Annotated in this window: 19 protein-coding genes and 2 pseudogenes; 6 read left to right on the top strand and 15 right to left on the bottom strand. The window is 64.8% G+C overall.

The window, feature by feature from the left end:
* Positions 1-23: 23 nt before the first annotated feature.
* The 4 genes from JQ627_RS16470 to dctP form a co-directional block, all read right to left on the bottom strand.
* On the bottom strand, positions 24-1,190 hold the full coding sequence (locus JQ627_RS16470) for an acyl-CoA dehydrogenase family protein (protein WP_014492761.1): 1,167 nt from the start codon (positions 1,188-1,190) through the stop codon (positions 24-26).
* Between the two features lie 111 nt (positions 1,191-1,301).
* Positions 1,302-2,591: a TRAP transporter large permease gene (locus JQ627_RS16465; RefSeq protein WP_212485213.1), complete on the bottom strand. Its 1,290-nt coding sequence runs from the start codon at positions 2,589-2,591 to the stop codon at positions 1,302-1,304.
* Between the two features lie 12 nt (positions 2,592-2,603).
* Positions 2,604-3,158, bottom strand: coding sequence for a TRAP transporter small permease (locus JQ627_RS16460; protein ID WP_212485212.1), 555 nt, complete (start codon positions 3,156-3,158; stop codon positions 2,604-2,606).
* 27 nt (positions 3,159-3,185) lie between these two features.
* Positions 3,186-4,214 carry a TRAP transporter substrate-binding protein DctP gene (gene dctP / locus JQ627_RS16455; RefSeq protein WP_212485211.1) on the bottom strand — a complete coding sequence of 343 codons (1,029 nt, stop codon included), beginning with the start codon at positions 4,212-4,214 and terminating at the stop codon, positions 3,186-3,188.
* Between the two features lie 228 nt (positions 4,215-4,442).
* On the opposite strand from dctP, the gene JQ627_RS16450 reads away from it, so the two are divergent.
* From JQ627_RS16450 to JQ627_RS16435, 4 genes and pseudogenes are all read left to right on the top strand, one after another.
* Positions 4,443-5,645, top strand: a complete 1,203-nt coding sequence (locus JQ627_RS16450; protein ID WP_212485210.1) for a CaiB/BaiF CoA-transferase family protein — start codon at positions 4,443-4,445, stop codon at positions 5,643-5,645.
* Between the two features lie 30 nt (positions 5,646-5,675).
* Positions 5,676-6,143 (top strand): annotated as a pseudogene (locus JQ627_RS16445) (MaoC family dehydratase); the annotation flags it as partial.
* Positions 6,143-6,994 (top strand): CoA ester lyase, encoded by an 852-nt coding sequence (locus tag JQ627_RS16440; protein ID WP_212485209.1) that lies wholly within the window; start codon positions 6,143-6,145, stop codon positions 6,992-6,994. The pseudogene JQ627_RS16445 and the gene JQ627_RS16440, both read left to right, overlap by 1 nt.
* A gap of 20 nt (positions 6,995-7,014) precedes the next feature.
* A complete protein-coding gene (locus tag JQ627_RS16435) occupies positions 7,015-7,758 on the top strand; it encodes an IclR family transcriptional regulator (protein WP_166344051.1) in 744 nt (247 codons plus the stop codon).
* Between the two features lie 10 nt (positions 7,759-7,768).
* Here the strand turns inward: JQ627_RS16435 and JQ627_RS16430 are convergent, their stop codons facing one another.
* From JQ627_RS16430 to JQ627_RS16385, 10 genes are all read right to left on the bottom strand, one after another.
* Positions 7,769-8,191, bottom strand: a complete 423-nt coding sequence (locus tag JQ627_RS16430; protein ID WP_212485208.1) for a hypothetical protein — start codon at positions 8,189-8,191, stop codon at positions 7,769-7,771.
* Between the two features lie 152 nt (positions 8,192-8,343).
* Positions 8,344-9,135 (bottom strand): transporter substrate-binding domain-containing protein, encoded by a 792-nt coding sequence (locus JQ627_RS16425; RefSeq protein ID WP_212485207.1) that lies wholly within the window; start codon positions 9,133-9,135, stop codon positions 8,344-8,346.
* Between the two features lie 64 nt (positions 9,136-9,199).
* Entirely contained in the window at positions 9,200-9,991 is a 792-nt protein-coding gene (locus JQ627_RS16420; RefSeq protein WP_212485206.1) for a fumarylacetoacetate hydrolase family protein, read from the bottom strand.
* Between the two features lie 89 nt (positions 9,992-10,080).
* Positions 10,081-10,899 carry an alpha/beta fold hydrolase gene (locus JQ627_RS16415; protein WP_212485205.1) on the bottom strand — a complete coding sequence of 273 codons (819 nt, stop codon included), beginning with the start codon at positions 10,897-10,899 and terminating at the stop codon, positions 10,081-10,083.
* The gene (locus JQ627_RS16410) at positions 10,899-11,687 is read right to left on the bottom strand and encodes an SDR family oxidoreductase (protein ID WP_212485204.1); all 789 of its coding nucleotides are present in this window, start codon (positions 11,685-11,687) and stop codon (positions 10,899-10,901) included. The genes JQ627_RS16415 and JQ627_RS16410 overlap by 1 nt, the downstream gene beginning before the upstream one ends.
* Positions 11,688-11,704: 17 nt before the next feature.
* Complete coding sequence (locus JQ627_RS16405) at positions 11,705-12,676, bottom strand: tripartite tricarboxylate transporter substrate binding protein (protein WP_212485203.1); 972 nt, start codon at positions 12,674-12,676, stop codon at positions 11,705-11,707.
* Between the two features lie 40 nt (positions 12,677-12,716).
* Entirely contained in the window at positions 12,717-14,153 is a 1,437-nt protein-coding gene (locus JQ627_RS16400) for an MmgE/PrpD family protein (RefSeq protein WP_212485202.1), read from the bottom strand.
* A 17-nt stretch (positions 14,154-14,170) separates the two neighbouring features.
* Positions 14,171-15,625 (bottom strand): MmgE/PrpD family protein, encoded by a 1,455-nt coding sequence (locus JQ627_RS16395; protein WP_212485201.1) that lies wholly within the window; start codon positions 15,623-15,625, stop codon positions 14,171-14,173.
* Complete coding sequence (locus JQ627_RS16390) at positions 15,615-16,649, bottom strand: PdxA family protein (protein WP_212485200.1); 1,035 nt, start codon at positions 16,647-16,649, stop codon at positions 15,615-15,617. The genes JQ627_RS16395 and JQ627_RS16390 overlap by 11 nt, the downstream gene beginning before the upstream one ends.
* 18 nt (positions 16,650-16,667) lie before the next feature.
* Positions 16,668-17,981 (bottom strand): cation:dicarboxylate symporter family transporter, encoded by a 1,314-nt coding sequence (locus JQ627_RS16385; RefSeq protein ID WP_249143129.1) that lies wholly within the window; start codon positions 17,979-17,981, stop codon positions 16,668-16,670.
* Positions 17,982-18,115: 134 nt separating this feature from the next.
* Here JQ627_RS16385 and JQ627_RS16380 point away from each other — a divergent pair, with 134 nt between their 5' ends.
* Together JQ627_RS16380 and JQ627_RS16375 are read left to right on the top strand one after the other, a co-directional pair.
* On the top strand, positions 18,116-19,081 hold the full coding sequence (locus JQ627_RS16380) for a LysR family transcriptional regulator (RefSeq protein ID WP_212485198.1): 966 nt from the start codon (positions 18,116-18,118) through the stop codon (positions 19,079-19,081).
* A 44-nt stretch (positions 19,082-19,125) separates the two neighbouring features.
* The gene (locus tag JQ627_RS16375) at positions 19,126-20,595 is read left to right on the top strand and encodes a hypothetical protein (RefSeq protein WP_212485197.1); all 1,470 of its coding nucleotides are present in this window, start codon (positions 19,126-19,128) and stop codon (positions 20,593-20,595) included.
* Positions 20,596-20,601: 6 nt separating this feature from the next.
* On the opposite strand, the pseudogene JQ627_RS16370 reads toward JQ627_RS16375, so the two are convergent.
* A pseudogene (locus JQ627_RS16370) lies at positions 20,602-21,902 on the bottom strand (MFS transporter).
* Positions 21,903-22,226 lie beyond the last annotated feature (324 nt).

Below are 22,226 nucleotides of genomic sequence, written 5' to 3'. Positions count from 1 at the left end.
GCGATCCTCCCCGAGCGCCGAGCCTAGTACGACTTGGCGAGGCCCAGCACCTTTTCCGCGATGAAGCTGAGCGCGAGTTGCGGGCTGACCGGTGCGATGCGCGGGATCAGCACTTCGCGCAAGTAGCGCTCGACATGGAATTCCTTGGCGTAGCCGAAGCCGCCATGGGTCATCACCGCCTGCTCGCAGGCGTGATATCCGGCTTCACCTGCGAAATATTTCGCGGCGTTCGCGCCGGCGCCGCAGGGCAAGCCCTTGTCATATTGCCAGGCCGCCTGCATCACCATCAGCCAGGCGGCCTCGAGCTCGACCCAGTTCACCGCGAGCGGATGCTGGATGCCCTGGTTCTTGCCGATTGGTCGGTTGAAGACGACGCGTGTCTTGGCGTACTCGGTCGCGCGCGACAGCGCCAGCTTGCCGAGACCGACCGCTTCGGCCGCGATCAGGATGCGCTCGGGGTTCATGCCTTCGAGGATGTACTGAAAACCCTTGCCCTCTTCGCCGATGCGGTCCTCCATCGGGATCTCAAAGTCCTCGAAGAAGAGTTCGTTGGAATCGACGATCTTGCGGCCCATCTTCTCGATCTCGTGGACCTTGATCTTCTTGCGATCGAAGTCCGTGTAGAACAGGCTGAGGCCATGGGTCGGCGAGCGCACCTCCTCCAGCGGCGTGGTGCGCGCCAGCAGCAGGATCTTGTGCGCGACCTGCGCGGTCGAGATCCACACCTTCTGGCCATTGACAATGTAGCGGTCGTTCTTGGCGACCGCACGGGTCTTGAGCTGGGTCGTGTTGAGGCCGGTGTTGGGCTCAGTGACGGCGAAGCAGGCCTTCTCGCGGCCCTCGACCATCGGCGGCAGCATGCGCTTGCGCTGCTCCTCGGTGCCAAACACGACCACGGGATTGAGCCCGAACACGTTGATATGCACCGCGGAGGCGCCGGACATGCCGGCACCGGATTCCGCGATCGTGCGCATCATGATCGCAGCTTCAGTGATCCCGAGCCCGGAGCCGCCATAGGCTTCCGGCACGCAGATGCCGAGCCAGCCGGCGTCGGCCAGCGCCTTGTGAAAATCGTGCGGAAAGCCGCCGTCGTGGTCCTTCTTCAACCAATAGGCGTCGGGAAAGCCTTCGCAGATCTTTGCGATGGCGTCGCGAATGGCTTCCTGCTGATCGGTAAGCGCGAAATCCATGATGGTCTCCTTGTGGAGGCTCTCAAGCGCGATGACATTGCGCTCGAGTTCTTTGGTTGCGCATGATCTTCGGAAAACCGCAGGACACTTTTCCGGATCATGCTGTGGTGCCTAGCGCCCCATCTGCGAGGGCAGCCAGAGGATGATAGACGGAAACGCCACCAGGATCGCAATCGCGATCAGGTGCGCGATGAAGTGCGGGAAGGTGCCGTGGAACACCTCTGCTACCGGCCGCTTGGCATAGCGGGCAACGATGAAGCAGTTCAGCCCGACCGGCGGCGTGATCATGCCGACTTCCGCGGTGACGATCTTGATGACGCCGAACCAGATCGGATCGAAGCCGAGCGTCTTGATCAGCGGCAGCACGATCGGCACGGTCAGCACCAGGATCGCGATCTGGTCCATGAACGAGCCGAGCACGATATAGCCGCACAGGATCAGCGTGATGATCACCCAGCGCGAGGCCGGCAGGCTGCCGATCCAGGCGACGAGATCCTGCGTCACATGGGTGAGCGTGAAGAAGTAGCCGAAGATCGAGGCACCGACCAGGATCATGATGATCATGCAGGTGCCGTGGCAGGCCCGCAGCAGCGTCGCATAGAGCGACGACGGCGTGATCTTGCCTTTGACGATCGCAAGCAGGAAAGCGCCGAACGCGCCGAAGGCGGACGCTTCCGTCGGGGTCGCGACGCCGAGATAGATCGTGCCCGTCACGATCGAGAACAGCACCACCATCGGCGAGACCTGCCACAGCAGCGCGAACTTCTCGCGCCACGGCACCGACTTCGCGGCGGGCGCGCGCGAGGGATCCTGCCAGACCAGGAAATAGATCGTGGCCATGATGGTGAACGTCACCAGGATCGCCGGGATGATGCCGCTGATGAGCAGCTTGCCGATGTTCACTTCGGCGAGCAGGCCGAAGATGACGAGCGCGACGCTGGTCGGCAGCAGCATCGACAGCGTGCCTGATATCGCGACCACGCCCGCGGCCATCTTTGGCTCATAGCCCTGGCGGATCATCGCGGGAAGACTGGTCGACGACAGCGTCGCGGCCGAGGCGGTCGAGGTGCCGCAGATCGCGCCAAAGCCGGCGCCGGCGAGCGCGGTCGCCATGCCGAGGCCGCCGGGAATGCGGCCGACCCAGGCCGATGCGGTCTTGAACAGATCGTCCGCGACACCCGACAGCAGCACGAGATCCGCCATCAGCAGGAACATCGGAATGGTGATGAGTTCGTAGGACGAGACGGTCGAGAGCGGCGCGGTCTGCAGGATGCCGAACAATGTGGCCCATCCGCCGACCATCACCAGGCCGACCGAGCCGGAGAAGGCCATGGCGAAGCCGACGGGCGTGCCGAGCGCGAGCAGGCCGAACAGCAGGGCGAGAACGATGAAAGGTGTCATGGATATCGCCCGTTACTCGAAGCCGCGTGCTTCGCCGACGCCGGTCACCGGCGGCAGCGGATAGAGGTCACGGCCGCTGACGAGGCTCAGCACATTGCCGACGAGCTGGAGCGCCAGCCGCAGCACCAGCACGCCGCAGCCGAACGGCACCAGCGCCGCCGAAATCCAGGTCGGCCAGGGGATCGCGCCGGAGAGAACGTCGTGCTGCTCGTAATTCTCCAGCGCGCGCTCGAACCCGACCTTGCAGATCAGGACGAACACGAACAGCCCAGCGAGCGCGGTGACGATCTCGGACAGCCGTCGCCCCGTCAGCGAGAAGCGCGACAGGAGAATGTCGACACCGACATGGACATGCTCGCGCAACGCGTCCGACAGCGTGAAGAAGAACACGCCGGCGAGGAGATAGAGTCCGATCAGATCATAGGTGAATGAGAACGGGCTGTTCAGCGCGTAACGCATGAACACGTCGGTCACCACCAGCAGCATGATCACGAACATGAACACCACCGCAATCACCGTCAGCGCGCGTTCCAGCGCGCCGAGCACATCTCCTGCCCGTTTGATCACGTTTCGCGCCTCCCTGTGCTTGCCGAACTACTTGGCGCCGCCGGCGGCGAGCAGATCGTCGAACTCCTTCAGCGCGGCGGAGGCCTGCTTGCCACGACTGTCGAGCCCGCTCGCCCACTCCTTGCCGACACCCTTGAGCTTGTCCTTGATCTCGGCGCGCGTCGCCTCCGGCAACGGATCGAAGCTGACGCCTTCGCCCTGCATCTGCTTCTTGGTGACTTCGCCTTCCTTGTCGACGTCGGCACAGGCCTTTGGCGTGGTCGCTTCCGAGGCTTCGTTCATCGCCTTCTTCACGTCGTCGGGCAGCTTGTCCCAGACCGACTGGTTGATGGAATAGGCGACGATGAAGCTGCCGAAGCTGACGCCTTCGGTGGCGTGCTTGACCAGCTTGTCGAGGCCGTAGGACACGACGCTGTCCAGTGGGAACAGCAGGCCGTCCATCGTGCCTCGGGACAGCGATTCATAGGCATCGGGCGCAGCCATGCGCACCGGCACGGCGTTGAGCGCACGCAGCGTCAGGTCCTGCGCACCGCCCGTGGTGCGCAGCTTCAGGCCCTGCATGTCCTTGGTCGTCTCGACCTTCGATTTGACAGTCCACACCTGGTAGGGCGGCAGCACCACGGCCATCAGCAGCTTGATCTTGTTCGGCGCGTATTCCTGCTTCGCCAGAATGCCTTCGCGCGCGGTCTTCCAATAGGCGAGCGTGCCCTGGCAGCTGGTCGCGAACGCGCCCGGCAATTGCGCGACTTCCGACAGCGGCATCTTGTCGGAGACATAGGACGGTCCGATGTAGCCGATGTCGACCACGCCGGACTGCGTCAGGCGCAGCATGTCGGCCGCCTTGCCGATCTGCTGGTTCGGATAATACGTGAAGGTCACCGCGCCGTTGGTGCGCTTGGTGACGTCGTCCATCCAGGGCTTGAGCATCAGGCGGACGAGATAGTGACCGGCGGGGAAGCTATCGGCGACCTTCAGCTCCAGTGCCTGCGCCGACATCGTCGAGACCGGCAGCGAGAGAGCGAGCACTGCGGCAGCCCGGACCAGATTCTTCTTCATGTCGTTCTCCTTGACGCGTCCCCATGCCGAAGGCGGCAGCGACTTGCTGCGGCACCGTCCGGCCCTCACTCCACTTCTTGCTTGAGGAAAATGTACATATATGTGAATTTATCTGTCAAGCATATGAACTATGCATGGCGCTATGCGCCGAGGGAGCAGCGCGTGGAATTGACACCGACATTTTCTGAACTCTAACTCCACGTATATGAATTCAACCCACGAGGCCCCATGGGACCGCTCGCCGGCTTCACGATTCTCGACCTGACCTCGGTGCTGATGGGTCCTTATGGCACCCAGGTGCTGGCGGACATGGGCGCCGACGTGATCAAGGTCGAAAGCCCCGAGGGCGACATCGTGCGCCAGATCGGTCCCGGCCGCACGCCCGGCATGGGCGGGATGTTCCTCAATGCCAATCGCGGCAAGCGCAGCATCGTGCTCGACCTGAAGAAGACGGAGGGGCGCGACACGCTGCTGCGGTTGGCGAAGCGAGCCAATGCGCTCGTCTATAACGTGCGCCCCCAGGCGATGGCCCGGCTCGGCCTCGACTACGAGACGCTTCGCGAGATCAATCCCGCCCTCGTTTATGTCGGTGCGTTCGGCTACGGCCAGTCCGGGCCCTATGCCGCAAAGCCCGCTTACGACGATTTGATCCAGGGCGCCGCGACCATTCCGACGCTGCTCGCGGCCGCCGGCGACGGCACTCCGCGCTACGTTCCCGTCACCATCGCCGACCGCATCGTCGGCTTGATGATGGTCAACGCCATCATGGGCGGGCTGATGCATCAGAGCCGCACCGGCGAAGGCCAGCGCATCGACGTTCCCATGTTCGAATCGATGACGGAATTCGTGCTGGTCGATCATCTCGGCGGTCTCACCTACGATCCGCCGCTCGACCATGGCGGCTATGCCCGCCTGCTCTCGCGCTATCGCCGCCCCTACAAGACCAGCGACGGCTATCTCTGCGTCCTCATCTACAACGACAAGCACTGGCGCAGCTTTTTTGAAGCGATCGGACAGCCGCACTTCCTCGATCAGCCGCGCTTTGCCAACCACGCCGCGCGCACCAAACATATCGACGAGATCTACGAAGAGATCGGCCACGTCTTCCTCAAGCGCACCACGGCGGAATGGCGCGAGCTCTTGGAGCGCGCCGACATTCCGGTGATGCCGATGCATACGCTGGAGACAATCCTCGAAGATCCGCATCTCGAGGCGATCGACTTCTTCAGGACCGTCGATCATCCCGTCGAAGGCCGCATCCGTCAGATGCGCGTGCCCTCCACCTGGAGCGCGACCCAGCCGGAAGCCGCCGGCCCCGCACCGACGCTCGGCCAGCATGGCCGCGACATTTTGCGCGAGGCCGGTTTCTCGACCGAGGAGATCGAGCAGCTCGCAGAGCAAAAAGCAGTTCACCTGGCCGCGCCGCCCTAAGGGCAGCGCGGGCCAGAATCGCAGCGATACAGGGAGGAAACCGCGATGGCCGGACTTTATTTCGAAGACTTTTCCGTGGGCCAGGAGTTCAGGCACCCGCTGACCCGGACGGTCACGGAGATGGACAACACCATGTTCAGCCTGCTGACACTCAACCCGCAGCCGCTGCACATCGACGCGCATTTCTCCGAAAAGACCGAGTTCGGCCAGCGCATTTTCAACAGCCTTTACACCCTCGGCATCATGATCGGCATGACGGTCTATGATACGACCATGGGGACCACCGTTGCCAATCTCGGCATGACCGACGTCACGTTTCCAAAACCGGTCTTCCATGGCGACACGTTGCGGGCAACGACGAAGGTGCTTTCGTTGAGGGAATCCAAATCGCGCCCGAGAGCGGGCATCGTCGAGTTCGAGCACCACGCCTTGAATCAGAACGACGAGATCGTCGGCAAATGCCGCCGCATGGCGATGATGCACAAGAGGCCGGTCTGATGCGTTCGATGCTGTTCGTGCCGGGCGATTCCCCGCGCAAATTCGAGAAGGCGAGCGAAGGCAACGCCGACGCGCTGATCATCGATCTCGAGGATTCCGTCGTCACCGAGAAGAAGCCGGAAGCGCGCGGGCTGACGCTTGCGATGCTGAAGGGCGCTCGCGGCCCCCACCAGCTCTATATTCGCGTCAACGCGCTCGACACCGGCCTGACGCTCGCCGATCTCGCCGCGGTGATGCCGGGCAAGCCAGACGGCATCGTGCTGCCGAAATCGCAAGGCGGCGATGACGTGCGCCAGGTTGCAACCTGGCTCGAAGCCCTGGAAGCCGCGGCCGGCATCACTGTCGGCGCGACGCGCATCGTCTGCGTCGCGACCGAGACCGCAAGCTCGATCTTCGGCCTCGGCAGCTACAAGGGCTGCTCCCCTCGCCTCGCCGGTCTGATGTGGGGCGCAGAGGATCTCTCGGCCTCGCTCGGCGCCACCGAAAAAGCATCGGGTGGCGTGTTCCACAGCCCGTACCGCCTGGCGCGCGATCTCTGCCTGATGGCGGCGGCCGCAGCCGAGGTCGCACCGATCGACACCGTCTACACCGACATCGACAATCTGGCGGGCCTCGAGCAGGAAACGCGCGCCGCGCGGCGCGACGGCTTTTCGGCGAAGGCGCTGATCCATCCAAAACATGTCGATGTCGTCAATGCGGCATTCGAGCCGACCGAGGCCGAACGGACCTGGGCGGAGAAGGTGATCGCGGCGTTCGCGAGCAATCCGAACTCCGGCACGCTGCGGCTCGACGGCCAGATGATCGACAAGCCGCATCTTCGCGCCGCGAAGAAGATTCTCGGCCAGCCCTAGATCAGGACGCAAGCCTCACCATGATCGTTCGCCAAGCCGCAAACGTCCTGGAGATCATGGAATTCTTCGCGCAAACGAGGAAGCCGGCGACGCTTGCGGAGATCGCCGACCATTTCGGCTGGCCGCGCTCGTCGACCTTCAATCTGCTCGCGACGCTCTCGGAGAAGGGTTACCTCTATGAGCCGCGCCCGCGCGCCGGCTTCTATCCGACGCCGCGGTGGCTCGCGATGGCACGGATGATCTCCGAGGTCGAGCCGCTGCCGCCATGGACACATACTCTGATCGCCGATCTCTCGGCCGAGACCGGCGAGACCGCATCCATCGTGGCGCCGGCGGGCGTCATGGCGGTGTTCATCGATGTCGTCGAGTCCCAGGCCGCGATCCGCTATTTCGCGACCATCGGCCACCGCGTGCCGATTCACGCGACCGCCAGCGGCCGCGCGCTGCTGCTGCAATATTCGCAGGAGGAGCGCGACTCCGTCTATCGCAAGATCGAATTCAAGCAATACGGCCCGTCGACCCCGATCAGCATCGAGGCAGTCGAGATCGAGCTGCGCAATTCGATCGCGCGCGGCTATTGCCAGAGCTTTGCCGATTACAGCCGCGACCTCGCCGGCGCCGCGATCCCGCTGCCGATCGGCGATCGCCGTCTCTCCGTCGTCGTCGCGGGGCCGGAGTTTCGTATTGGTCCGAAGGTGCCTGAGGTGGCCGCGCTGATCGCACGGACGGTCGACCGGCTGCGGCCGAAGACGACCGCGGCCTGAAGCCGAAGCCTCATTCGAATCCCTGTATGGGCGGCGTCGAAGCCTGCGCCGGCACCGCAGGAGCAGCTTGAACAGGCTGCACCGCGGGCGCGGCTTGAACCGGCGGATTCGGATTGCTGGCGGCTCCCACCTGGCCGTTGGCATTCATCGCCTCACGTGCACGCGGCGGAGCGCCGGTCGCGGCTGCACGATACGCCTCGCGACGCGGCGGCTGCCGATGTCTTGCCGAGCGCGAACCTCTCACGCCCCATGACCTCGCGATTGAAGGACCGGCGGTATAGCCAATCACTGCACCCGCGACCGCACCGACCGGACCGAGCACGACGGCCCCAGACACGGCGCCTATCGCCGCAGCACCAGCGCGCTCCTGCGCAACGGCGCTCGCAGGCACGCCAGCCAGCAGCACGACCGCAGTGATCAAGACTTTCTTCATCGGAGCGCCTCCCTCTCGGGGAGATCACTCTTACTCAAATATGGCCGCACGAGGTTTGTTCGTTGCCCAACACGGGGCAATGGCCGATGGAACTCCGGCAATTCAAAGACCCCGCCGCCAGTCGCGGTTCCAGCGGACGCAGTTCGGCGCAACTACGGCGCGATCTTGTCGCTGGTAAATCCGTTACCGTCGAGCGCGCGACGCACCGTGCCGTCCGCCTTGGCCTCGTCGAGGAAATGCGCGGCCCAGGTCTTCGCCGCGGCCTTGCCCTTGGGAACGACCACGACCACGCCGGTCGATTGAATGACTTCATCCAGCACTTTCGTTCCGGGCAGTTTTCGCGACAGGTCTTCCAGAGCTCCCATGCCCATCGCCAGAGCATCGAGCTGCCCCTTGCCGATCAATTCGGCCGCCTCTTCCGGCTTCACGAACTTGGTCAGCTTCGCCTGCTTGATCGACTTCTCGACCGTACGTGACGTCGATGTCCCTTCGATGCAGCCAACCCGCATACCGGCGCGATCGACATCCGCAACCATCCGAATGTCCGAACCGGCCCGCACGAGATAGCCGCTTATATAGGCGACGTAAGCGGGGCCCTGGTCCACGAACTGTTCGCGCTTGACGTCCGCCGGCATGAAGGAGAGATCCCAGACGTCCTTGCTGCTGGCGGCGGCGATCTCGTCGGAGCTCTGATATTCGACGAGCTCGAGCGGAACGTGCAGCTTGTCAGCGGCGGCCCTGGCGAGCTCGACCGTGACGCCGCGCGGCTTTCCGGTGGAAGGATCACGCGTCGTCCAGAACGCCGACGCGGCGGGACCGACGGCCACCGCCACACGCAGCGTTCCAGTCGGCGCGACGTCGCTCGGCCCCTCGGCTTTCACGCCGGGAACGCCGGTCATGACGAAGACCAAGCCCAACGCAGCGATCAAGCCATGCCGCAGCATCTTGCGCCTCCAAGTTTCGACGATGCGATGGGACCTCTCCCCGCAAGCGGGGAGAGGTAAAGAACTACACGATCTTGATCGACATATCAGGCAGGCCCTCGAGCTTGCACAGCAGCACGTCGCCCTTCACCACCGGGCCGACATTCTCCGGCGTGCCGGAATAGATGATGTCGCCGGCCTTCAGCTCGAACGCCTCCGACAGCTTTGCGATCTGCTCGGCAACGCTCCAGATCATCTTGCTGAGATCCGAGCTCTGCTTGACGGTGCCGTTGATCGCCAGCGAAATGGCGCCCTTGTCGAAGTGGCCGGTCTTGCTGGCCGGGTGGATCGGACCGATCACCGCGGCGTGGTCAAAACTCTTGCCGATCTCCCAGGGCTTCTTCTCCGCGGCCATGCCGTTCTGGAGATCGCGCCGGGTCATATCGAGGCCGAGCGCATAGCCATAGACATGGTCGAGCGCCTTGTCGGCCGGGATATTGGTCCCGCCGGATTTCAGCGCCGCTACCAGCTCGACCTCGTGATGGTAGTTCTTGGTCAGCGACGGATAGGGATGGTCGGCAACCTGGCCGATCGCGACGTTCTGGATCGCGTCCGTCGGCTTCTGGAAGAAGAACGGCGGCTCGCGGTTCGGGTCCGAGCCGCGCTCGATGGCGTGCGCGGCATAATTGCGACCGATGCAGTAGATGCGGCGAACCTGGAACACACTCGTCTCGCCGACGATCGGGATCGCAACCATCGGCACCGGGAAGATCGGCTTGGGCGCAGCCTGCGCTGCGGCTGGCGTCGCCTCCGTGAGGCCCGCCGCAGTCATGGCGGCTGCGGCCGTAAGCACGCTGCGTCGCGTGGTTTTTGTCATGGCTTTCACTCCCTGATTTCGTCGTTGCTTTTCTGAACGCCAGTCATAGAGCCAAACGGAGGGCGGGCCAATGGCCCGCCTTGTACGTCTTAAGTCGCGACGCGATCGAAGAACTCGCGAACTTTTCGCGCGCAGACGTCGGGGTCGGTGGCAGCGACGTGGTAGGAATCGCCGGGCAGCACCTCGAGCTTCGAGCCCGGAATCGTCTCCTGCCACGCCTTGACGGAATCGACGCTGCCGAGCCCCGAGCCGGTCGTGGTGATCACCAGCGCCGGGCGCTTGATCGACGGAAGCTCTCCGGTCACATCCACCGTCGGCACCATCTGGAGAAATGCTTCCAGTGTCGAGGCCTTGGTCTTCGACATCAGCTTGATCCACCAGTCGAGCGCCGCCGGCGGCAGCGACGAGCCGAGCCGGCCGGCCGTGGTCTCGCGCACCCAGGGCTCGACGCCCTGCTCGCGGATCTGCTTGCGCCAGGTCGGCGCACGCTCGTTGAACGAGGTCAGCGAAGCCGGCGCGCCGACCGCGGCGACCGCGATCACACGATCCGGATGCTTTGCCGTCAGATGCATCGCCAGCGTACCGCCGATCTTGCCGCCAACCAGGAAGACGCGGTCGAGTTTCAGCGCGTCCAGCATCCGGATGATGTCGTCACCAAGACCGGCAAAGCGATAGACATAGTCGCCCTGCATCGGCGTCGAATCGCCGTAACCGCGCAAATCGGGCCGCACCACGAGGTGATGCGTGGCGAAATACGGCACCCAGCGCCGGAACGCCTCGCCGCTCTCGGCAAGCCCGTGCAGCATCACGACCGGCGGCTTGGTGTCCCATGGCAGCAGATAGTCGTCGATGCGAACCGCAAGCTCGCAATCCTCGCTGACACCGATCTTCCGCAGTTCGCTAGCCATCAGATACACCTCGTTCCACCGCCATCGACATTGATGCAGGTACCAGTAATGAAGGACGCGCGGTCTGAACAGAGGAACGCGACGATGCCGGACACCTCATCCGGCTGCCCGACGCGGCCGAGCGGCACCGAGGCGATCGCAGCGGCATTGGTCGCGCCCTGGTCCTGACCCGCGATCGCCGCACCTTGAGAGATGAGGCTGTCCCAGCGGTCGGTCTGCACCGGTCCGGGATTGACGCCGGTGACCAGCACATTGTGAGGCGCGCATTCCTCGGCGAGCGCCAGCGTAAAGTTGAGCAGCGCCGCGTTGACCGCGCCGCCCGCCATATAGGCCGCGCGCGGCTGGTGGCCGCTGCGGCCGATGATGTTGATGACACGGCCCCAGCGGCGGTCGCGCATTTCCGGCAGGACGTTACGCGCGCAGCGCATGTAGCCCAGCAGCTTCAGCTCGATCGACTTCGCCCAAATCGCATCCGGCGTCTCGGCGATCCGGCCCATTGGCGAGGCCCCTGCATTGTTGACGAGGATGTCGACGCGTCCAAAAGCCTCGCGCGCGGCGTCCATCGCGCGCGCGATGTCGTCGGGCTTGGTCATGTCGCCGGCACAGGCGATCACGCGCCGGCCCGTATCCCGCGAGATGTCCTGCGCCGACGCGGCGAGCCGCTCGGCGTCTCGCGCCACGATGACAACGTGCGCCTGTTCGCGCGAAAGCTCCGCGGCGATCGCACGGCCGATGCCGATGCTGCCGCCGGTGACGACGGCGACCTTACCGCCCAGATTCAGATCCATGACGCTACCCTAACTCGCTAATCGACCGTGGCGCCGGAGGCTTTGACGAGCTTGCCCCATTTTGCAGTTTCGTCCGTCATGAATTTCCCGAATGCATCGCCGAAAACCGTGCCGGGCTCGGCCCCGAGTTCAGCGAGCCGCTTCTTGACGTCAGGCATCGTCAAAATGGTCTTGAGCTCGCCGCTCAGCTTGGCGAGCGCTGGCGCAGGCGTCTTGGCCGGCGCCACCAGTCCGAACCAGGACGAAGCCTCGAAGCCGGGAATGGTTTCCGCCACCGTCGGCACGTCGGGCAGTCCTTGCGCACGCTTGGCGCCCGCGACCGCTATCGCATTGATGGCCTTGCCCTGCACCTGCGGCAGCACCGCCGGCATGTTGTCGAACATGAAGGGGATCTGGCCTGCAAGCAGATCGTTCATCGCCGGCGCCGCGCCGCGATAGGGCACGTGGACGATATCCACGCCGGCCATGCTCTTGAGCAGCTCGCCGGCGAGATGATTCGTCGAGCCGATGCCGGACGAGCCGAAATTGAGTGAGCCGGGCTTCGCCTTGGCCAGCGCGATCAGCTCGCCCACGTTCTTCGCCTGCACCGACGGATTGACGACCAGCACGATCGGGACCGAGGCGATCAGCGCGATCGGGGCAAACGCCTTGGCCGGATCGAACGGCAGCTTCTTGTAGAGCGAGCCGTTGATGGTCAGCGGCGGCGGCGCGGTCAGCAGCAGGGTGTAGCCATCGGGCTCGGCGCTCGCCACCGTCTCGGCCCCGATATTGCCGCCGGCGCCGCCGCGGTTTTCCACCAGGAAGGTCTGGCCGTTCCGCTCGGTCAGCTTCTGCGCGACGATGCGCGCGATGATGTCGTTGGACCCACCGGCCGGGAACGGCACGATGATCTTGACGGGGCGGGATGGATAATCCTGCGCTTGCGCTGCGCCGGAAAACAGGACGGCCGCACAGGCGGCCAGAAAGGTGCGTCGCATAACCCCGCGCATGGGCACTTCCTCGATGTTTGTCTTGTTGTTGATTGATTTATCACGCCGTCAGCAATGGCCTCAACTTGCCGACGTCGTCAAGCCGTTCGAGATTGCCGATCTGGTCGATCAGCTTCTCGGCCCTGTCACTGCCCAATACCGGTGCAATCAGATCCCGCGTCTTGGCCGCCACTGCTTCCGTACTCAGCGGATTCTCCTTGGTGCCCGGCGGATACTTCGTGAAGTGCTCGACCTTCCTGCCATCGGTCAATGTCACCTCGACGACAGCACCGCGCGGCGCGGCCGGGTCCATCAGCGCCTTGTCGCCGGCCAGCGTCACCTTGGCGCGCTGTTCGAGGATCTTGGGATCGTGCATCAGCGCGACGTCGTGACTGTCGTTGAACGACACGGCGCCCTTGACCAGCGCGACGGCCACGAGATGCTGGCAATTGACATCAGGCATCGCGCTCTCGCCCACGATTCCCATCGCATCGGTCGGCAGCTTGACCAGGATGCTACGCACGTTGTCTGGCGTGAGGCTGTGCTGCTTGCGCAGCGTCAGCGTCGCATCCAGCGGCGACTGGATGGGATAGCCGACCGAGAAGGTCTTGATCGCCGTCTCCGTGACATAGAAGCGCTTGCCGAGATCCTTCACCATCTCCTCCGGCTTCGGATCGGTCGACAGCGCGATGAAGAGATTATGGGTGCCGTCGAGCACGTCGTCGACGCCGGTCAGGCCTGCGTTCACCATGTCGACTGCCATGACGCCGTTGCGTGCGCCCATGCCGGCGAAGTCGAACGCCTTTTCGATATGGTCGTGATCCTTCACCCAGCTCCACAGGCCAGAGACCTGCTGCGACGAATAGGAGATCGCGTAACGCATTCCCTTTTCATCGAGCCGCGCCAGCGATGCGGCGGCCCCGAGCGCGCCGAACGTCGAGGACGTCCCTTCGGCACTTCGATGCGAACCGCGGACGAGGTCGGGACCCAGAGCGAACAGCAGCCGGCAGGTCAGGTCGTAGCCGAGAGCGACGGCGCGAATGACGTCCTGTCCGCTGCGATGCTCGCGCTCGCCAATCGCGAGTGCAGCCGGCACGACCGAACAACCCGGATGCGCCTTGGTGACAGGCTCGAAATCGTCGGTCTCGTCGGCATGCGCACACATGGCGTTGGCCAATGCCGCGTTGACAGCCGTGGTCCGGAAATCGGAGCCGACGACGGACGCCTGGGCATCGCCGCCGAGGGTGCGCACATATTTCAGTGCCATTTCGCCCGGCCGCATGCGCGAACCCGACACCATCGCACCGAGCGTGTCGAGAATGCGATGCTTGCATTCGAGCAGGACCTGCGCCGGCAGTTCCTGATCGCGGGCGGCAACCATGTAGCGGGCGAGACGCTCCGTCACGCCGGGGCCTGCTGCGAGCACCGCACGGCCGCCGGAGGCGGCCAGAGCAGCAATCGAGCCGGCGGATTGCAGGAAACGACGGCGTGACGGCATGCTGTTCTCCTCCGCGATCAGGTCGCGACTGACATCCTTGCGATCTCCGCCGCGTTCGACAGGTTCTCGACGTTCCAGCAGGCGTCCATCACGCGCCGGATCGCGGCAGCTGGGATGATGCCCTCGGCAAGGTCCGAGAACTTGGTTTCGAGCTGCTTGTCGGTCATCGGCACTTCGACGCTGCCGATCGCATGCTCGATGTAGCGGTGGAGCTTGCGGCCGTCCTTGAGCACGATGGTGAGGTCGACCTGCTCGGGCTTGATGCCCGGCGTGATCACGGGGTTCACCTTGCCGCGCAGCGCGACGACGGTCGGGTCAGTCACGGCCCGGTCGCTGAACTGCTTCTCACCGCCGGCGCCCTCGACGATGGCGACCGCGACCGCGTGATAGATGCTGAACTTGCCTTCGAGGCCCGCCTTCGGCGTCTTCTTGCCGGTCAGTTCAAGCACCAGCGGATGGACCTTGAGGTCGACGCGCTCGATCTGGTCCGCTGTCACCTTGCTCTCGTTGCGGCGCTGGATCGCGGCGTCGATCGCCGGGTGCATGACGATGCCGCAGGCGAATGGCTTGTAGGTGTTCAGCGCGGCCTCATAGCGTTTGCCAAGGTCGCCCAGGATCTCGTTGTAGTCCTGCTTGGTGCTGATCGTGTTGGCCCAGCCGCGCTTGGCCTCGATCATGGCGTCGGACGAGGTGAAGTTCTTCGAGGCCAGGATCGCCGCGAAAATGCCGCTTGATGCGGCACGGCCTGGATTGAAGCTCTTGTTCATCGAGCCGAAGGATTCGCGCAGGCCCACCGGCTGCGAGGCGGCGAGGCCGAGCGCCCATGTCATCTGTTGCTCGTTTAGCTTCAACAGCTTGCCGACGGCCGCGGCCGAGCCGAACACACCGGCGGTGCCGGTGATGTGCCAGCCGACATCGTAATGGTTCGGGTAGACCGAGTTGCCGATCCGGCACTCGGTCTCGACGCCCAGCACCAGCGCATTCAGGAAGTCCTTGCCCGATACCGGCTGCATTTCCGACAGCGCGAGAATGGCCGAGGCCACGGGACCGGCAGGATGGATGATCGTCTTCAGATGGGTGTCGTCATAGTCGAAGATATGGCTCGACACGCCGTTGATGAAGGCCGCGTTCATGATGTCGAACCGCTCGCGCCGCCCGAACAGCGAGGCCTGCTGCGGCCCAGAGAACGGACCGAGCGCGGAGACCGCGATATCGACCGTCTCGTGATGCGAGCCGCCGATGGCGACGCCGACCCAGTTCAGAAGCGTGCGGACGCCCTCTTTCCGGACATTGGCCGGCAGGTCGTCATAACTCGCGGTCACCAGATAATGCGCCAGCGCGCGCGTCACCTCCTTGGGCGGCGCGGCGACGGGCGCTGCGGCCGGCGTCTGCGCGAAGGCGGCGTTGGCGCCGACGGTTGCGAGCGGCAGTGCGGCCGCCGCCTGGAGCAGGGTCCTGCGATCAGTGTGCATGGGCAGCCTCCTTGACCTTAATCGATACCAGTTGCGCAGCAAGGCGGACCGCGCTTTCGAGCGCACCGGTCTTGGCGACGCCCGTGCCGACGATGTCGAACGCGGTGCCATGCGATGGCGTAGTGAAGACGGTCTCAAGGCCCGCGGTGACGGTGACACCGCGGTTGAAGCCGCGCAGCTTGGTCGCGATCTGGCCCTGATCGTGATACATCGCGACCACGCTGTCGAACTCACCTGCGAAGGCGCGGATATAGACGGTGTCGGCGGGATATGGCCCGGTGCAGGCGATGCCGGTCTTCGCAGCGGCTTCGACCGTCGGGCGGATCATCTCGATCTCGTCGCGGCCGAACAGGCCGTTCTCGCCGGCATGGGGATTGAGGGCGGCGACCGCGATGCGCGGCTTGGCCACGCCTGCTTTCCGCATCATGCGGTCGACCAGCCCGATCGCATCGGTGATGCTTTCCGGATTGATGCCGTCGAGCGCCTCGCGCAGCGACTGATGCCCGGTGACGCGCGACATCCATTGGCCGTCGAGCACGTTCATCTCGGAGAAATAGGTCTTGTGGCCGAGCAGGCTCGCGAACATCTTGTGCTCGTCGGGAAACTTCCAGCCACCATCGAACATCGCGCGCTTGTTGAGCGGCGCGAACGTGATCGCATCGACCTCGCCGGCCTTGGAGAAATCGATCGCGCGCGACAGCGTCTCGCCGGTCAGCCGGCCGGATTCGGCGCTGGCCTTGCCGATCGGGAATTTCGCGGGATCGGTATTGCCCAAGTCGACGAGCTGCACCGTGCCGCGGCCCCACGTAGCGGCCTTGGGCGAGGCAATCCGCTCGACCTTCAGCTTCACGCCGGCATGCGCCATGCCCATCTCGAGCACGCGGGCATCGCCGACCACGACGAGCCGCGCCGCATCCGCGAGCCGGTCGTCGGAGAGGATGCGTGCGACCTGTTCGGGACCGATGCCGGTGCAATCGCCTGATGTCAGCGCGATGACGGGGAGTTCATTGGTGTTGGTAGCCATATTGGAAGCCTTGGATCCTTACTTCGCTTGTTGGATTTGAGCGGCGGACCGAGCCCAGTCCTCGCGGTTGAATTCCCCGTCCCACTTGGCGACCACGATCGCGGCGACCGCGTTGCCGATGGTGTTGGTGATGGCGCGCGCCAGCGACATGAAGCGGTCGATGCCGAGCAGCAGCGCGAGGCCTTCCGCCGGGAGCCCCGCCGCGACGACGGTCGCGGCGAGCGCGGCGAACGCACCGCCGGTGACGCCGGCCGCGCCCTTGCTGGTGAACAGCATCACCACGAACAGGCTGAGCTGCTGTGCAGCACTGAGTTCGATGCCGTAGACCTGGGCGACGAAGATGGTCGAGAGCGGCAGCGTCAGCGCGACGCCGTCGAGATTGAAGGAATAGCCGGAGGGAATGACGAGGCCGGCGACCGCGCGCCCGACGCCCGCTTTCGGCAGCTTCTCCATCATGCCGGGGATCGCCGTTTCCGACGACGAGGTACCGAGCACGACCAGCAGCTCGTTGCGTAACAGACGCAACAGGTCCATCAGGCGAATGCCGGCCAGACGACAGATCGTGCCGAGAATGACGAAGATGAAGAACGCCATCATCGCCCAGGCCGTGCCGACCAGCAGCGCCAGCGCATAGAGCGTGGCGGCGCCGAACTTCGCCACCGTGAAGGCCATGGCACCGAAGGCGCCGATCGGCGCCAGCGCGACGACGACATGCACGACGCTGAACACGAGCTCGGTCACCCGCTCCATGCCGGAGCGCAGCGGCGCGGCCTTGTCGCCGAGCAGCAGCAGGCCGATACCGCACAGAAGCGCGAGCACGAGCACCTGGAGCACGTCGCCGGACGCGAACGCGCCGACAAAGCTCTCCGGGAACATGTGCTGGATATAGGCCGACAGCGATCCGACATGGGCCTGCTGATAGCGCGCGACGGTCTCGGCCTGCTGCGCGGTGGCGTGGGCCACGCCCGCGCCGGGCTGCACCCAGCGCACCACGACGAGACTGATCAGCAGACAAAGGGTCGTCACCGCCTCGAAATAGGCAAAGGCCTTGAGTCCGATGCGGCCCACAGCCTTCATGTCGCCGACCTGCGCGATGCCGGTGACCACGACCAGGAAGATCAGCGGCGCGATCGTCATCTTGATCAGGGAAATGAAGCAATCGCCGAGCGGCTTGAGCTCCACCGCAAAAGCCGGAAACAGGGCACCCAGCAGCGCGCCCAGCGCGGCGCCGGCGACCACGAGGACATATTGCTCGCGCCAGAGCGGCTTGCGGCGGCCTTCGGAGACTGGCTTCGACAGGGGCTCAGACAGCTGAGTTGCGGCGATCTGCAATTGATTTCCTCCGACGCATCGACACGCCATGCGGCGGGGCGCCTTGTTCTGGTTTTGTGATGACGTTTACATTGGACCAGCAGCGCCCGAGGCGCTAATGCCGTATCGGTATGATTTGAGGACAAAACCGCATCATGGACCTGGTCTGGCTGGAGGATTTCCTTGCCATCGCCGAGGAAGGCGGGTTCTCGCGCGCCGCCCAGCGCCGGCATGTGACCCAGCCGGCGCTGAGCCGCCGCATCAGGTCGCTCGAGGAGTGGCTGGGGACGCCGCTGTTCGAACGCTCGACACATACGATCACGCTGACGCCGGCCGGCGAGAGTTTCCGTCCAGTCGCCGAGGACGTGCTGCGCAGGGTGCTGGTCGGGCGCGAGGAAGCGCTCGAAGTAGCGCGGCTGAAGGCCGAGACCATCACCTTTGCGGCCACGCACGCGCTGTCGCAGACATTCTTTCCGGATTGGATCCGCAATTCGGACAGCGCGCGGGCAGATTCCGCCGTGCAGCTCGTCGCCTCCAATTTCGCCGGCTGCGAAAAACTGCTGCTGGACGCACAGGCTCACTTCCTGCTGGCCCATCATCATCCATCGCTGGTGAGCCGGCTCGACATGGAGCGCTTCCAGCGCTTCGAGCTTTCGAGCGATCTCTTGATCCCGATCACTGCGCCGATGACGAAGCCGTCGCGCGGCGCGCGCCGCGGCAAGGCCAAGCCGCGCTACTCCCTGCCCGGCACGGCCGATACTCCGCTGCCTTATCTCGCCTATCACCCGGGTTCCGGCGTCGGGCGGATCGTCACGTCGTTTCTGGCCGTGAAGGAGCCGCCGGCCTTTCTCGTTCCAAGCTTCACCGCGCCCGTGATGTTGCTGGTCGACATGGCGCGCGAAGGACGCGGCATCACCTGGGCTGCGCAGAGCCTGGTTCAGGCCGATCTCGACAGCGGCCGCCTGATGCGCGCCGGCGGAGCGGACTGGACCATTGCCATCACGGTTTCCCTGTTCCGGCCACGCGCCCGCATGACCCGGGCCGCCGAGAATTTCTGGAATGCGGTGCGCAAGGGCCGGCCGGGCGGGAAATCCACCTCGGCCGCACCGCGGACCAGGTGACGGCGTCTCGAATCACGTCGGCTATCAGGCTGCTTCGGCGGCCAATGCTGCAGGCAGGCTTCCTCGCCGCAATGACGAGCGCGGTACACGCCGACACATCGATCGCGCCCGCAGAGCTAAGAGCGATCGGCAACATCGACGCACGCTTCCAGTCGTACAACATCGAGATGGTGGAGGTGACCGGCGGACGGTTCTGGAAACCCTATGCGCAAGGAGGCAAGCGCCGCGATCGCTACGCCTATCGGCCGCCGATCGATCTCGCCGACATGCGCCTGCGCAAGCTCGCCGCGGCGCTCGGGCCGGCCTATTTGCGCGTGAGCGGCACGTGGGCGAACGCGACCTTCTTCGCCGACACCGACAATACGCCCGCCGCACCGCCTGCCGGCTTCAACACAGTGCTCAACCCCACGCAATGGCGCGGCGTCGTCGACTTCGCACGCAGAGCCGATGCGGAGATCGTGACGTCTTTCGCCGTCAGTCCCGGCAGCCGCGACACTGACGGCGCCTGGACGCCGGATCAGGCGCAGCGCCTCATCGACTTCACGCGATCGCTGGGCGGCCGCATCGCTGCCGCCGAATTCATGAACGAGCCGACGGGTGTAGCGAACAACGGCGCGCCGGCAGGATATGACGCAAACGCATACGGCCGCGACTTCAAGGCCTTTCGCACGTGGATGAAGCGCGCGTCCCCCGAGACGTTGATCTCAGGTCCAGGCTCCGTCGGCGACTCCGCCTCATCCCCGGCCACCGGCATCAACACCCGCGACCTGCTCGCCGCATCGGGCCCGGGGCTCGATCGCGTCTCCTATCACCACTACAACACGCTCTCGCCCCGCTGCGGTGTGCACGACGATCCGGCGCAGGCGCTATCCGAGGACTGGTTTTCGCGGACCGACGTCGCGCTCGCGGTCTACCGCAGCTTGCGCGACGAGTTCGAGCCGGGCAAACCGATCTGGCTGACGGAGACCGCGGATGCCGCCTGCGGCGGCAATCCCTGGGATGCGACCTTTCTCGACAGCTTTCGCTATCTCGACCAGCTCGGCCGCCTGGCCAAAGCCGGCGTGCAGGTGGTGATGCACAACACGTTCGCAGCGAGCGACTACGGCCTGCTCGACGAAGAGACGTTTCGACCACGGCCGAACTACTGGGCCGCGCTGCTCTGGCATCGCCTGATGGGAACGACCGTGCTCGACGCAGGCATGGCTTCGACGCGGGCGATTCACGCCTATGCGCATTGTCATCCCTCGAGCAAGGGCGCGGCGTCCGTGCTCCTCATCAACACGTCGCAAGATGGATCGCAGGCCGTGACGCTGGCGGCGCGCGCCGACCGCTACACGCTTCGGGCGCGCCGCCTCCAGAGCGCGAGCGTGCAATTGAACGGAACGACGCTCGCCTTGACCGGCAACGACGATCTGCCCCGCCTCGCGCCGCGCGTTGCACCGGCGGGTCGGATTCGCCTGCCGCCCGCCAGCATCACCTTTCTGGTGATGCAGGACGTGGCCGCCTGCCGCTGAGTGACGTCAGGATTTCAGCGCGTCGCGCGCCGTCTCCGGCGCCATCAGGGTCGCGACGATCGTGATGATCGACAGCGCGATGATGTAGACCGACACCGCCCAGTACGAGCCGGCCCATGCGAGCAGCGCCGTCGCAATCAGCGGCGAAAAGCCGCCGCTCAGCGCGGCCGCGACATTGGCGCCGAGCGAGGCGCCACTGTAGCGCACCTGGGTGCGGAACAGCTCCGGCATGAACGCCGCCTTCGGCCCGAACAGCAGGGCGTGCGTCAGCGTCATCGTGACGACGAGCGCGAACGTGATCAGCGCGGGCTCCCTGGTGTCGAGGAACCAGAACAGCGGAAACGCCAGCGCCACCGAGAACACACCGCCGGCGAGATACAACGCCTTGCGGCCGAAGATGTCGGAGAGCCAACCGGCGAGCGGCAGCGTCGCGAACTCGACGATCGCGGCATAGACCACCGCGTTCAGGATCACCTGGCGGGGCAATCCGAGTTTTGTCGTCGCATAGACCACGGTGAAGACGGTGAGGAGATAGGCCAGCCCGACCTCCGACACCGTGATGCCGATCGCGAGCAGAAAACTGCGCCAGTCGCGGCGCAGCACCTCAAGCACCGGATGCGCCAGCACCTCCTTGCGCTCGACGACTTCCTTGAAGTGCGGCGTCTCCGCGAGCTTCAGCCGCACGATGAAGCCGACGCCGACGAGCAGAATGCTGATCCAGAACGGAACGCGCCAGCCCCAGCTCAGGAAGTCGGCCTCCGGCAGTTGCGTCATGAGGGCGAAGATGCCGGTGGAGGCGGCGACGCCGACGGGAAAGCCGATCTGCACCAGGCTGCCGTAGAAGCCGCGGCGATTGCCGGCGTGCTCGATCACCATCACGACCGCGCCGCTCCACTCGCCACCGAGCCCGATTCCCTGCACGAAGCGCAGGATGATGAGCAGGATCGGCGCCCAAACGCCGATCTGGCTGTAGGTCGGCAGGCAGCCGATCAGGAACGTGCCGAGCCCCATCGCGATCAGGTCGCGACCAGCATCTTCTTGCGGCCGAGCCGGTCGCCATAATGCCCGATGATCGCGCCGCCGATCGGCCGCGCGACGAAACCGACCGCATAGGTCGAGAATGCCGCGAGCGTTCCGACAAAGGGATCGAAGCCCGGGAAGAACAGCTTGTTGAGCACCAGCGCCGCCGCCGTGCCGTAGATCAGGAAGTCGTACCACTCGATCGCGGTGCCGAGCGCACTCGCCCACACCACGTGCGCCGTCGTCGATCGCTCCGTCGCGGCGGAGACCCCCGTTGCTGCCGTCATGCCAAGCCCCACGATTCCGGGAGGCATCATGGCCAATCGCGATCACGGTTGCAACCTGCGGGCGTGATAGCTCTCACAGGATAACTACGCGAGATTTATGCGCCGCTGCTCCACACCCGTCATTGCGAGCGCAGCGAAGCAATCCAGACCTTCTCAGTAGAGCAAGTCTGGATTGCTTCGTCGCAAGGGCGCCTCGCAATGACGGGTGTTGAGGCAGTCGCGGTTCCGTCGTCCCGTCCACCAGGAGGAACCCCTTCACCCCATTATTCGCCATTGACAAACTCATTCGCCAATATCTAATTTGCTTCCAGAATAACCGCCGCG

Origin of the sequence: Bradyrhizobium liaoningense, from assembly GCF_018130785.1 — a bacterium.
GTDB lineage: Bacteria > Pseudomonadota > Alphaproteobacteria > Rhizobiales > Xanthobacteraceae > Bradyrhizobium > Bradyrhizobium liaoningense_A.
Note: the sequence above shows the minus strand (reverse complement) of the source record. Positions and strands in the feature narration are given on the sequence as shown.